At 64.4% G+C, this 12,045-nt stretch carries 10 protein-coding genes and 1 tRNA gene; 6 read left to right on the top strand and 5 right to left on the bottom strand.

Annotation, left to right across the window (positions count from 1 at the left end; all coding sequences use genetic code 11):
- Nucleotides 1–2: 2 nt before the first annotated feature.
- Complete coding sequence (locus tag A7D16_RS00785) at nucleotides 3–1,703, bottom strand: ShlB/FhaC/HecB family hemolysin secretion/activation protein (RefSeq protein WP_064628907.1); 1,701 nt, start codon at nucleotides 1,701–1,703, stop codon at nucleotides 3–5.
- 307 nt (nucleotides 1,704–2,010) lie between these two features.
- Between A7D16_RS00785 and A7D16_RS23410 the strand changes: the two genes are divergently transcribed.
- The 5 genes from A7D16_RS23410 to pgaD all read left to right on the top strand — a co-directional run bounded on the left by A7D16_RS23410 (nucleotide 2,011) and on the right by pgaD (nucleotide 7,982).
- Complete coding sequence (locus A7D16_RS23410) at nucleotides 2,011–2,169, top strand: hypothetical protein (RefSeq protein ID WP_161945000.1); 159 nt, start codon at nucleotides 2,011–2,013, stop codon at nucleotides 2,167–2,169.
- Between the two features lie 274 nt (nucleotides 2,170–2,443).
- Nucleotides 2,444–4,402 (top strand): poly-beta-1,6 N-acetyl-D-glucosamine export porin PgaA, encoded by a 1,959-nt coding sequence (gene pgaA / locus A7D16_RS00780; protein ID WP_064628905.1) that lies wholly within the window; start codon nucleotides 2,444–2,446, stop codon nucleotides 4,400–4,402.
- Nucleotides 4,384–6,282, top strand: coding sequence for a poly-beta-1,6-N-acetyl-D-glucosamine N-deacetylase PgaB (pgaB, locus tag A7D16_RS00775; protein ID WP_064628903.1), 1,899 nt, complete (start codon nucleotides 4,384–4,386; stop codon nucleotides 6,280–6,282). Before pgaA ends, pgaB begins: the two co-directional genes overlap by 19 nt.
- 3 nt (nucleotides 6,283–6,285) lie before the next feature.
- The gene (pgaC, locus tag A7D16_RS00770) at nucleotides 6,286–7,539 is read left to right on the top strand and encodes a poly-beta-1,6-N-acetyl-D-glucosamine synthase (RefSeq protein ID WP_064628901.1); all 1,254 of its coding nucleotides are present in this window, start codon (nucleotides 6,286–6,288) and stop codon (nucleotides 7,537–7,539) included.
- A complete protein-coding gene (gene pgaD, locus A7D16_RS00765; protein WP_064628898.1) occupies nucleotides 7,536–7,982 on the top strand; it encodes a poly-beta-1,6-N-acetyl-D-glucosamine biosynthesis protein PgaD in 447 nt (148 codons plus the stop codon). Before pgaC ends, pgaD begins: the two co-directional genes overlap by 4 nt.
- A 203-nt stretch (nucleotides 7,983–8,185) precedes the next feature.
- Here pgaD and A7D16_RS23580 read toward each other — a convergent pair whose 3' ends face one another.
- The 4 genes from A7D16_RS23580 to A7D16_RS00750 form a co-directional block, all read right to left on the bottom strand.
- On the bottom strand, nucleotides 8,186–8,431 hold the full coding sequence (locus A7D16_RS23580; RefSeq protein ID WP_064628897.1) for a hypothetical protein: 246 nt from the start codon (nucleotides 8,429–8,431) through the stop codon (nucleotides 8,186–8,188).
- A 95-nt stretch (nucleotides 8,432–8,526) separates the two neighbouring features.
- On the bottom strand, nucleotides 8,527–8,982 hold the full coding sequence (locus tag A7D16_RS20960; RefSeq protein ID WP_239686916.1) for an outer membrane lipoprotein: 456 nt from the start codon (nucleotides 8,980–8,982) through the stop codon (nucleotides 8,527–8,529).
- Nucleotides 8,979–9,545 (bottom strand): hypothetical protein, encoded by a 567-nt coding sequence (locus A7D16_RS00755; RefSeq protein ID WP_064628895.1) that lies wholly within the window; start codon nucleotides 9,543–9,545, stop codon nucleotides 8,979–8,981. The genes A7D16_RS20960 and A7D16_RS00755 overlap by 4 nt, the downstream gene beginning before the upstream one ends.
- Before the next feature lie 503 nt (nucleotides 9,546–10,048).
- Nucleotides 10,049–10,125: transfer RNA gene (locus A7D16_RS00750), tRNA-Arg, on the bottom strand.
- Between the two features lie 135 nt (nucleotides 10,126–10,260).
- Here A7D16_RS00750 and amaB point away from each other — a divergent pair.
- Entirely contained in the window at nucleotides 10,261–11,793 is a 1,533-nt protein-coding gene (amaB, locus tag A7D16_RS00745) for an L-piperidine-6-carboxylate dehydrogenase (RefSeq protein ID WP_064628892.1), read from the top strand.
- Nucleotides 11,794–12,045: the final 252 nt, after the last annotated feature.

Genomic DNA, 12,045 nt, shown 5'->3' with positions numbered 1-12,045 from the left:
TGTCAAAACTGGTAGATCACACGCGCGCCGTAGGCCGGCTGCGCACTTCCAAATCCGTCGGGGCGGTGGATCGCCCAACCGGCAAATGCATCGACGTTGATGCCGAACCAGCCACCGCGCAGGCCCAGCGCGCCGCCCACCAGGCTGCGGCCGCGCAACCCGCTGGCACTGGTGCCATCGATGCGGCCAGCGTCCAAGCCCAGATACGGCGTCAGCCCGATCTGCTGCACCGGAAAACTCAGGGTATTGCGCCAATACGCGCCCTTTTCGGCACCCAACGTCGCCTCACCGTCGAAACCCCGCACGCTGAAACGGCCACCGATGGTGACGAACTCCGACCCCAGCAGCAGTTCGCCGGCGGTTTGCGCGCGCAGGCTGCTTTCCCACGCCATCGGCACCGGGCCCAGCTTGAACGGCAGCGCCGTGCTCACGTCCAGCGTGGTCACGCCATAGCGAAATGTCGGGAAGCCGATCTGCGGGTCGTAGCCGGTCCATTGGCTGTTGAACCAGGGCGTGCCGCGCCGGTGCGCGATGCGCACGTCCAGTTGCATCGCGCCCAGATAGCGCCGATGGGTGAAGTAAAACTCCGCGCTGCTGGTGTCGCGGCGCTGGATGCCGATCTCCACCCCATCCAGATAACTGCGCGCACGCCGCCGGCCAACCGTCACACCGGCGGAGGTCTTGCTGGTGCCATTGCGATGCAGCACGCGCTGGATATCCAGCTGCGCATTGCTGGATTCGCCACTGGACTGGAAGGTCTGCAAGAACCCATCCACACGCTGGTGATAGCGGTACGACGAGGCCGACAACGCAAACGTCCACCAGCCCCACGGCAGGTTGTAACTCAGGCTGTTGCCGCGCGTGCCGCGCTCTTCGTCGCGCGTGGCCAGGTCATGGCTGTAGCCGATGCTGAGCAGATCGTTGAGACCCAATGGGTTATCCAGCGACACATCCAGCCCGCCCTGCACGCGGCCAGTGGCCTCCACGCCGGAATCGTCGGCATTGGCCACGCCACGCCAGCGCCGCCCATGCTGCAAGGTGATCACCAGATCCGATTCGCCCGGCGCTTCGCCCGGCGCGATATCGATCTTGGCGTCCTGCGAGGGCAGCCGCTTGAACTGCTCGACTGCCTGTTCGATGGCACGCAAATCAAGTAAATCGCCGGCACGCAGCGGCAATGCCGTTTTCCAGTGCGCGCCATCGCTATCGGACACCACGCGTACCGCACGCAAGCGGCCGGGCATCAATTCGAAACGCAGTTCGCCGCGCGACAGGTCCTGTTCCGGCACGCCGATGCGGGTGGTGACCAGACCGCGTGCGACCAGCTGATCCAGCGCGCGGCGCCGGATGATGTCGATCCCCGTGCGGCCAATGCAGCGGCCTTCGTAGCGGCGCAGGGACTTCCACACCCACGCAAAGCGCGCTGCGTCAGCGCCTGCACCGGACAGGCGCACGCGGGTAATCGAAAAACACAGGGCTTCCCTGGGCAGGACGGTGCTGCGCGCGTCCCCGCGCTCGGCATCCTCGCGCGGGCCGGCGAAGGGCGCCTGGCGCTCCTGGTCCTGGCGACGCTGGATCTCCTCGGCCTGGCGCAACTGCTCCTGCCGATCCAGCGTTGTCGGTGCCGACTGTTGTGCAGCCGCCAGCCCGGCGACTGCCCACAGGCAAGCCGCCAGCGCAAATGGCGCTGATCGCATCCACATCTGTCCTGCCCCCTGTGCGGCGGCCGCCGGACTGGCGCCGTCACCCGCATCAGCGCGCCTGGCCACCAAAACGGCGGCACAACCCGTCGGCACGCTGCAATGCGGTGCGACTGTGAGGGAACGTTAAGAAACGGTCAACGCAGCGTGTAGGGGCCACCCTGTAAGAAAACCCTGACCCTTCCATTTTCGTGATGAAAATCACTAAAAAAAGAATTGCTGCCCGCTTGATCGCATCACTGTGTGTGCCATCGAAGGCCTTATTGATCCCAACGTCCGCAATCGCGCTAATAAAAAAGCAATCTGACGGATGACCTTGCAGGCATATGAAGCAGCTCTTGACTTGACCTATTTGTTAAAAATAGATGAAATTTATGGCGTGAACACCCGGCATTGGGACACCTCAGTCGCCAATTTTTCAGGCTCTGCGTCGCGCTTCAAACATGGCCAGGACACCCAGCGCCTATGACAAGCAGACTGGAGCAATGAACATCTCATCCACACTGTGATGACACTCTCTTTACAGAGGCATACCCAGTATCGCCGGACTTCATAGCCAGGATCGCTCATGAATCTCTCCCTTCCCTCGTTCATGCAATCACGTGCAGCACGGTCGTCCTGACCGTACAGGCGCACTCACTCCCCTGCTCAGCCTCGCTTTATTTGCCGCATGTGTGCCCCAGGCGCACGGCGGTGAAGTGCGGTCTGCAGAAGTGACTGGCGCCTCCACTGCCCTCACGCCCATGCAGCAGGCCGAGCAACTTCGCGGCCAGCAACGCTATGCGGATGCCCTGGCCATCTACGAGCGGGTCTTGCGTGCCGACCCGCGCGACAGAGGCGCCTACACGATGCGTGCGCTGACGCTCAGCGACCTCGGCAGCGCCCAGCTTGCTGCCGAGGCGATGTGGCGGCACCCGGACTGGTTTTCGCAGCAAGAGCGCGATCGCCTGGAAAACGATCGCGTCGCACGCATGATCGGCTGGGCCAGCGCCGAGCCGGTGGATGCTGCGCACCGTTACGCCGAAACCGATCAGGCGCTGGTCAACGCGGCCCGCATCCAGCACCAAGCACCAGCGCAAGTCGCGCGGGAAGCGACGCGGCTGCGCATCGATCACCTGGTCGCGCTCAATCAACGCCAGCGGCACCGCGAGGTGGTCGCCAGCTATCAGGCGCTGCGTGCAGAAGGCATCGACATGCCGAGCTACGTGCTGCCAACGGTAGGCGATTCGCTGATGGGGTTGCGCCGCCCTGCCGAAGCCGAAAGCGTGCTTCGCCAAGCGTTGCAGCACACACCGGACGACTTCAATACGCAGTTGCTGCTGGGCTATGCATTGCTGGAGCAGGAACGCTTCGACGAAGCCATGCCATTGTTCGAACACCTGGCGGCAACCCAGGCACCGTGGCCGCGTCGCGAAGGCGCCACCAGCGGCTACGAAAACTGGGACCGCTTCAGCGCCGATATCGCCCTGGCTACCGCACGCTCTGCGGCCAACGACAACCGTGGCGCGGACGCATTGCTGCGCGAGCGCGTGTCCATCGGCCCGGACAACGCGGAACTGCAGGCGGCATTGGCATCGATCCAAGCGCGGCGCGGCCAGACCACGCGGGCACTGCAGCGCAATCAGATGGCGCTGACGCTGGATCCGCATCAGAAGCAGGCGCGCAGCGGCGTGGTGGAGGCGCAACGCGATCTCGACCGCCTGGATCTGGCCGATGCCGGGTTCGCATCGCTGCAGCAGGAATATCCCGACGACGCCGGCCTGCAACGGCTTGGCGCATCGCTGGAACGTCAACGCGGCTGGCAGGTGCACCTGAGCCATGCCTGGGGGCGCAGCGAGAACGACACGCTGACCAACAGCACCTCGCCGCTCGGCAATCATTTCGGAAGCTCACTGCTGGAAGCCGAATCGCCATTGCTGGGCGAGCGCTGGCGCGTCGGTCTGCGTGCACGCGACGACTGGGCCGATTTCCAGGACACGCGCGTGCGTTACCGCAGTTTCTGGCTGGGCACGCATTACCGCTACGACCGCCTGGACTTCAGCGCATACGGCGGCCGGGCGTTGGACGATTTCGATCGCGACGGCACTGCCTGGGCACTGGATGCCGGCTGGCGCTTTTCCGATGCGTGGTACGGCAGCCTCGCCTGGCGCACACGCGACCCGGAAGCCTCGCTGCAGGCGCGCCGCCTGGGCATTACCGGCGACAGCATCGGCGCCGCCGTGCGCTGGACGCCCAGCGACGAAAGCCGCTGGGATCTGCAGGCACGCCAGTTGCGCTACAGCGACGGCAATCGACGCGAACAATTGGACCTTTCCGGCAGCCAACGCCTATGGGCCAACCCGCATGTCCTGGTCGATGGCCTGTTCGCCGCATCGGCCGGGCGCGCCGAAGACGACCGCGTGGTCAATTACTTCAATCCACGCCGCAATGCGAGCGTGGCCGCCGGCGTGCGCATCGAACAGATCGGCTGGCGCCGTTACGACGACGCGTTTCGGCAGCGATTTGAAGTGACCGCCGGGCCGACCTATCAAACCGGCTTCGGTAGCCGCTGGGTGCCTGCGGTGGCCTATCGCCACCTGTGGTCGCTGGGCGATGGCAGCGCATTGAGCTACGGCGTGAGTTGGTCGCGCCCGGTCTACGACGGCCAGCGCGAACAACAACTTGGATTGGACCTGGATTTCCGATGGGGAGGTACGCCGTGATCCGCCTGCCGCTGCTGCTGGTCGCATTGCTGCTGATGACGTTTGCTTCGTCGGCGCAGGCAGGCCTGCTGGTGCTCAGCTACCACGATATTCGCGACGACGTCGCGGCCAAGGGCGACCCGGACCGCTATGCGGTGTCCACCAGTAATTTCGCTGCGCACCTGGACTGGCTGCGTTCGCATGCCTACCACCCGGTGAGCGTGCAGCAGGTGCTCGACGCACGTGCCGGCAGGCGCGCCCTGCCCTCGCGCCCGGTGCTGCTTACCTTCGACGATGGCTTGCGCAGCGTCTATACGCGGGTGTTTCCGTTGTTGCAGGCCTACGGCTACCCTGCATTGGTGGCGCCAGTGACGCGTTGGGTGGAACTGCCTGCTGGGCAGGTGGTGCCCTATGGCCCACGCGATTTTACCCGCGACGATTTCGTCACCTGGGCGCAGTTGCGCGAGATGCAGGACAGCGGCCTGATCGAAGTCGGCTCGCATAGCGATGACCTGCATAAGGGAATCGCCGGCAACCCGTTCGGCAATCAAACCCCGGCAGCGGTCACGCGGCGCTGGGACGCAGGCAACGGCTACGAAAGCGAAGCCGATTATCGCCAGCGTATCGAGACCGATCTGCGCCACAGCCGCGACGCCATCGTGGCGCATCTGGGCAAGCCGCCGCGCGCCATGGTGTGGCCGTATGCCGCCTACAACCGGGCCAGCAACCAGATCGCCGCACGCCTGGGCATGACGCTCAGCTTCGACCTGGAAGGCCGTTCGCACGAAGCCGATATCGGCCAGCAAGGCCGCGACCGGGTGGATGGCCAATCGCTGGCCAGCCTGGGTCGCCTGCTGCTGTTCAACAACCCCGACGTGCGCGATCTGGCCGGCGAACTGCGGCGCGACCTGTCGCGCGATGGCGTGCGTGCGATCCAGATCGACCTGGATTACGTCTACGACCCGGACCCGGCGCAGCTGGCGCGCAACCTCGATGTGCTGGTGCAGCGGGTCAAGGACATCGGCCCCAGCCACGTGTTTTTGCAAGCCTTCGCCGACCCGGATGGCGATGGCGCTGCAGACGCGCTGTATTTCCCCAACCGCCATCTACCGGTGCGCGCAGACCTGTTCGGGCGTGTCGCCTGGCAGCTGCGTACCCGTGCCGGCGTGCGCGTGTTCGCCTGGCTGCCGGTGCTTGGCTTCCACCTGCCGGATGCGCAGCAACAAGCCGCGTTGCAGATTCGCGGCAACGACCCCAAGGATGTGCCGCGCCTGGATCCAGGCAACCCGCGCACGCGTGCGTTGGTGGCGGACATCTACGAAGACCTCGCCGCAAATACCTACTTCGAAGGCCTGCTGTTCCACGACGATGCCTACCTGCGCGACGACGAAATACCGGCCTACGGCAATGGCGACCCGGCCAGGCGCACCCGGGAACTGATCGGCTTTACGCAGGAACTGAAAGCCGCGGCCGAGCGCTGGCGCCCGAAGCTGGTGACGGTGCGCAACCTGTTCGCGCAGCCGGTGCTGGAACCGCACAGCGAAGCCTGGTTCGCGCAGCGTCTGGAGGCGTTTGCCAACGCCTACGACTACACCGCACTGATGGCGATGCCGTACATGGAACAAGCCAACGACCCGAGTGCCTGGCTCACCCAACTGGCCAAGCGCGTCGGCCAGCAACCGCGCGGTTTCGACAAGACCATCTTCGAACTGCAGACGGTCGATTGGCGTAGCGGCAAGCCGCTGCCCGACGGTGTGTTGCTTGCGCACAGCCAGCTGCTGCTGGCAGCCGGCGTGCGTCACCTGGCGTATTACCCCGACGATTTCATCGGTGGTCATCCGTCTCTGCCGGAAGCGCGCGAGGCCATCTCGGCTCGCCAATTCCCCTATATCGAGCGATGACCGATGACGACCAGCCGCTTATTGGCCGCCCTGTTCAACTTTGCGTTTTATTACCCGATCATCATGGCGTTCTTCTGGATGATCGGCGGCATCTACTACTACCTGCGTCGTGAACGCGGCACGCCCGGCCCATTCAAGCCACCGCCGATGGCCAGCGAGCCGTTCGTCTCGATCCTGATGCCTTGCTACAACGAGGCCAAGCACGTTGCCGAAACCATCGCGGCGATGAGCGCGCAGCAATACGCAGACTTCGAGATCATTGCGATCAACGACGGCAGCACCGACCGCACGGCCGAAGTGCTCGACGACCTCACCCACCAGCACCCACGCCTGCGCGTGGTACATCTGGAGCAGAACCACGGCAAGGCCAACGCATTGCGAGTCGGCACGCTGGCCGCACGCTCGGATTACCTGGTGTGTGTGGATGCCGACGCGATTCTGGACCCCAATGCGACACGCTGGATGGTCGGCCACCTGGTCTCCGGCCCGCGCGTCGGCGGCGTCACCGGCAACCCACGCGTGCGCAACCGCACCACGCTGATGGGCCGCATGCAGGTGGGGGAATTCTCCGCCATCGTCGGCCTGATCAAACGCGCGCAGCGAGTGTACGGGCGGCTGTTCACCGTCTCCGGCGTGATCTGCGCGTTCCGCCGTTCGGCGCTGCACCACGTCGGCTTCTGGTCCGACAACATGGTCACCGAAGACATCGACATCTCCTGGCGCCTGCAGCTGGACGGCTGGGATATCCGTTACGAACCGAATGCGCTGTGCTGGATCCTGATGCCGGAAACCTTTCGCGGCCTGTGGATGCAGCGCCTGCGCTGGGCGCGCGGCGGCGTCGAAGTATTGCTGAGCCATGGCCGCCGCGCACTGGCCTGGCGCAGCCGGCGCATGTGGGCGGTGCTGCTGGAATACGCGCTGAGCCTGGCCTGGGCGTACACCATGTTGCTGATCATCGTGCTGTGGCTGCTCGGCAAGTTCATCGCGCTGCCACCTGCGTTGTATGTCGACACCATCCTGCCGCGCTGGCATGGCCTGGTCCTGGCCGTGGTTTGCCTGCTGCAGTTCGGCACCAGCCTGATGATCGAACGCCGCTACGAAAAAGGCCTGGCCCGCCAGTTCTTCTGGGTGATCTGGTACCCCGCCGCGTTCTGGATGATCGGCATGCTCACCGCCGTCATCGCCTTCCCACGCGCCCTGCTCGCACGTCGCAACAAGCGCGCCCACTGGAAAAGCCCCGACCGAGGAATCCAATGACACCGCCCATCATCAACCTGCCGCAACGCCTTGGCCGCTCGCGGCGCCTCGCCTACGGCGCCGCCACCGCCGGCGCCTGGATGGTCTACTTCTACCTGTGGGCACCACTGGCAACGCTGATCGCCTGGTTCTTCGGCCTGCGCAGCGCGTACACCGAGCTGTACCTGAAGCACAACGCGATCGACCCGTTCGCCCTCGGCGCACTGCCGGTGATCGCGTTGATGGCCGCCATCACCACGGTCGGCTGGGCCGAATACAACCGCCTGCGTTTTGCCAAGGCCGACAAGCGCAAACGCCCCGGCACCGTCGCCGAACCGGAGGTCGACAAGCGCCTGGGCGCTCCCGAACAACTCGGCAGCTTGCTGCGCCACAGCCGTATTTCGACGGTGGCGATGGACAAGTTTGCGCGACCGGTGGCGGTCCGTGTGGTGCGGCATCGGTGAGTGATTCTGGCAGTTCGCATCAGATCCCGCTGAACAGGCGCATCGTGCAGTAGCGACTTCGCCGGCATGGCCCCCATTGCCACGAGGAGTCAGGTGATGAGGACGTCACGCGATCGCCTAAAGATCGAGGCCCGCCCCGGTGGCGTTCTTGCATTGCGGGCGAGTCTAGTCGCCCATGCTTAGATCGTTCGGGCTGCCAGGTCCTACCTTGGCAATTCACTTCCCATAGGCTGGATGACTTGAGACGTCGGCTGCCCCGCACCATCCAGACGCTGAGCAATAAAGTGAAGCTGCTGCGACATTGTCGCCAGTGCAGTGTTCGTCTTGCGCTGCTCCGCCAGCAGTTGTCCCAGTAACGGTTTGATACCAAAAACAGCGAACGGCACCAGCAGCCACAATACCGACAGCACAAGGCCGAAGATCGCAGCTGCGAAATAGATCAGTTCCATGAGTCAGCCCTAAATTAAAATTTTTCGAAGGTTCTTCCAACGTAAGTGGGTCCGCACTGGCCTATTTACGCATTCGCCCAGTCAGGTGCTGCCGATCAGTTGCGAGGATCAGCGATCAGCCTGGACGGCGAACCGTACAGAACAAGCACGCGGACGCCTGCTGCAAATGCAGGCGTCGCGCCTTGCACTACTGTCATCAGTGAACCGTTTTCGGTCTGCACGACGTACTCCACGCCATCCGCCTGCGATGCGGAGCGCTCAGCTGCGGCCCCGACAATGGCGCCGGCGACTAACCCGCCAACTGCTCCTACTGCGTTGGCACGACTACTGCCGCCCATCGATGAGCCGGCAATGCCGCCTGCTGCCGCGCCCGCCGCCGCGCCGCCGCCCTGGGTGCCATTGATCGAAACAGCGCGCGCACTGATCACCGTGCCGGCAACGGTCCGATTTACTTGACCAACCGACCCCACCGAATAGCTGTCGGTGCGCACGTTAGGTGCGCACCCAGCTACTGCGGCAGTGAGGATGACCGCGGCGATGAAAGACCTCACGGGGTCGCCTGGCTGCTCGGGAACATTGGCTTGCTGACGTCGACCGTTTCCAAAGCCTGCAGGAACAGCGCGATGTTGTTCTGGGCAGAGCGATTGACAGACTCGCGAGCGCGGATCACGCCGGCGAACGCATAGCCCGCCGGCACAGTGCCCGAAGCGCTCACGTCCTGGGTGTAGACGATGCTGCCATTCGCTCGATCGATCAGCTCGTAGCGCGCGATGGTCTTGGTGGTCATGGACGCGCCGAACGACGGTATGTCGATCGCCAGGATCTTCACCGACAAACTCAACTTTCGCGGTGCGTCGTCACGAAAAATCGCCATCCGGTTGAGCGCCTCGGTCAGGGCGTTCTCCCACATGTCCGGTATTTCGTGCTGCGCCTCGGGCGGAACCTTGCCCTTTGCCTCGTCCGGCCGGGCTAGCGTGACCGTGAGCGACTTCAGCTCAGCATCGAGCTTCTTGCTGCTGACTCCTACGCCCGGCACAGAGAAGTTGAGCGGCGGATTAGCCGCACAGCCAGAAAGCGCCGCGATCACGATCGCAGCGGCGAGTAGCTTTTTCATTCCATTCCCCTGTTGCTTCCATTGCGGCATGGGGCCGCACCCCTACAGCTAACGCGATAGTAACAAATGACTCGAACTTCACTAGATGAACATCTCCCCCAGCTATCGATGTCGCAGACCAGCAGCCAGCTCTACCCCACGTTCGGCTGGCGCAGGCCAAGGACTGACATGCGCCAGGAAGCTATGCCCTTGCCGCCCAGCATTCCCGAATGCCAGCCGGGCCACCGCCCTCAGCTGGTCACCACAGACGGCGCACCACACCGCTATCGCATCGGCGGGCCGGCGCCAACCACGGTCCACATCAGCGCTGCCGCTGCCGCATCGACGGCTTGGTGGCTCTGGCAACGGCGATAGGCGCCGCGACCAGCGCCGGAGGCCGAGGCATCCCCATACTCAGAGAGGGGCTTGCTACTCTTGGTAACCGCGCAGTAGACAGCTGTAGTTACCATGCAGTTACGGAGCTTGCGCAAACACCGACCCTAGCGCTGACTGCTTGATTTTCCTGGTGACCCCGGCCCGATTCGAACGGGCGACCTTCCCCTTAGGAGGGGGACGCTCTATCCAGCTGAGCTACGGGGCCAAGGGCGGCATTGTCGCACGATCGTTGCGATTGCCAAGCCGGCAGGTGGTCGGCGGAGCCTGCTAAAATCGCCGGCTACCCGTGTCGTGGGCTGGCTTTGCCGCCGTGCGACCGCCACTGCTTCCAGGAGATCCCATGTCCGCTGACCTGCTCAAGGCGCTCGACCTCGCTGCGTCCAATTCCGGCACCTATCTTGGCGAGGCGACCTGGTCGCAGGCCACCGGCGCCGGAGTGCTGCAGCCGCTCAATCCGACCACCAATGCGGTGATCGCCGATGTGCAGGCCACCACGCCGGAAGATTACGAGCTGATCATCCAGCGCGCGCAGGCCGCCTTCAAGGTATGGCGGACCACGCCTGCTCCGCGTCGCGGTGAGGCGGTGCGCCTGTGCGGCGAGGCGCTGCGTGCGCACAAGGATGCGCTCGGTTCGCTGGTGGCGCTGGAAATGGGCAAGAGCAAGCCCGAAGGCGATGGCGAAGTGCAGGAGATGATCGACATCGCGGACTTCGCGGTCGGGCAGAGCCGCATGCTCTACGGCTACACCATGCACTCGGAGCGTCCGGGCCACCGCATGTATGAGCAGTACCAGCCGCTGGGGCTGGTGGGCATCATCAGCGCGTTCAACTTCCCGGTGGCGGTGTGGGCGTGGAATGCGTTTTTGGCGGCGATTTGCGGCGATATCTGCATCTGGAAGCCGTCCAACAAAACGCCGCTGACCGCGATTGCGACGATGAAGATCTGCAATGCGGCATTGAAGGACGCCGGCTTCCCGGACATCTTCTTCCTGATCAACGATGCCGGCACTTCCCTGTCGGAGAAGCTGGTCGAAGACGGCCGCGTGCCGCTGATCAGCTTTACCGGTTCGACCCAGATCGGCCGCGTGGTCGCCGAGAAGGTCGCGCATCGCCTGGGCCGTTGCCTGCTGGAACTGGGCGGCAACAACGCCATCATCCTGGACGAAACCGCAGACCTGAAGCTGGCCATCCCCGGCATCGTGTTCGGCGCCGTCGGCACTGCCGGGCAGCGCTGCACCACCACGCGCCGCCTGATCGTGCACGACTCCATCTATGAGAATGTGCTGGCGACGCTGGTCAAGGCGTACAAGCAGCTCGACAGCAAGATCGGCGACCCCACCGACCCGGCAAACCTGATGGGTCCGCTCAACAGCCAGGGCGCGGTCCAACAGTTCCTCGACTCGATCGCCAAGGCCAAGGCGGCCGGCGGCACGGTCGAAGTGGGCGGCACCGCGATCGATCGCCCGGGCAATTTCGTGCTGCCGGCGATTGTCACGGGGCTGCAGAACAGCGATGCAGTGGTGCAGCACGAAACCTTCGCACCGATCCTGTACGTGATGCAGTACAGCACGCTGGACGAAGCGATCGAGCTGCAGAACGGCGTGCCGCAAGGCCTGTCGTCGTCGATCTTCACCCAGAACCTGAAGGCGGCAGAGAAGTTCCTGTCGGCGGCCGGCAGCGATTGCGGCATCGCCAACGTCAACATCGGCACCTCGGGTGCGGAAATCGGTGGCGCGTTCGGTGGCGAGAAGGAAACCGGCGGCGGCCGCGAGTCCGGCTCGGATGCCTGGAAGGTGTATATGCGTCGTCAGACCAACACCATCAACTACTCCGATTCGCTGCCGCTGGCGCAGGGCATCAAGTTCGATCTTTGATCGGAAGCGGCTAGCAAGCGCACCGCGCCGCCGTCAGGCGGACGCGGTCGGTGCCCGGGGCGCACCTGCCATGCGGACATTGCAGGGCTGATCGCGCTGCTCACAGCCGCGACGATTGTTCGCTTCGTTTCGCTGGCCAGGCGAAGGCTGTAAGCCGCGCCTGGCAGTCATCGGCGCGCCTGTTCTGCCGTGCAGCCGTGCTGGGGATGCACCAGGCTGACAGGGACTGGCTGGGTCTGCTGATGCAGGACG

Origin of the sequence: Xanthomonas nasturtii (assembly GCF_001660815.1) — a bacterium.
GTDB lineage: Bacteria > Pseudomonadota > Gammaproteobacteria > Xanthomonadales > Xanthomonadaceae > Xanthomonas > Xanthomonas nasturtii.
The sequence above is the reverse complement of the archived record's forward strand: the minus strand, read 5'-3'. Positions and strand labels throughout refer to the sequence as shown.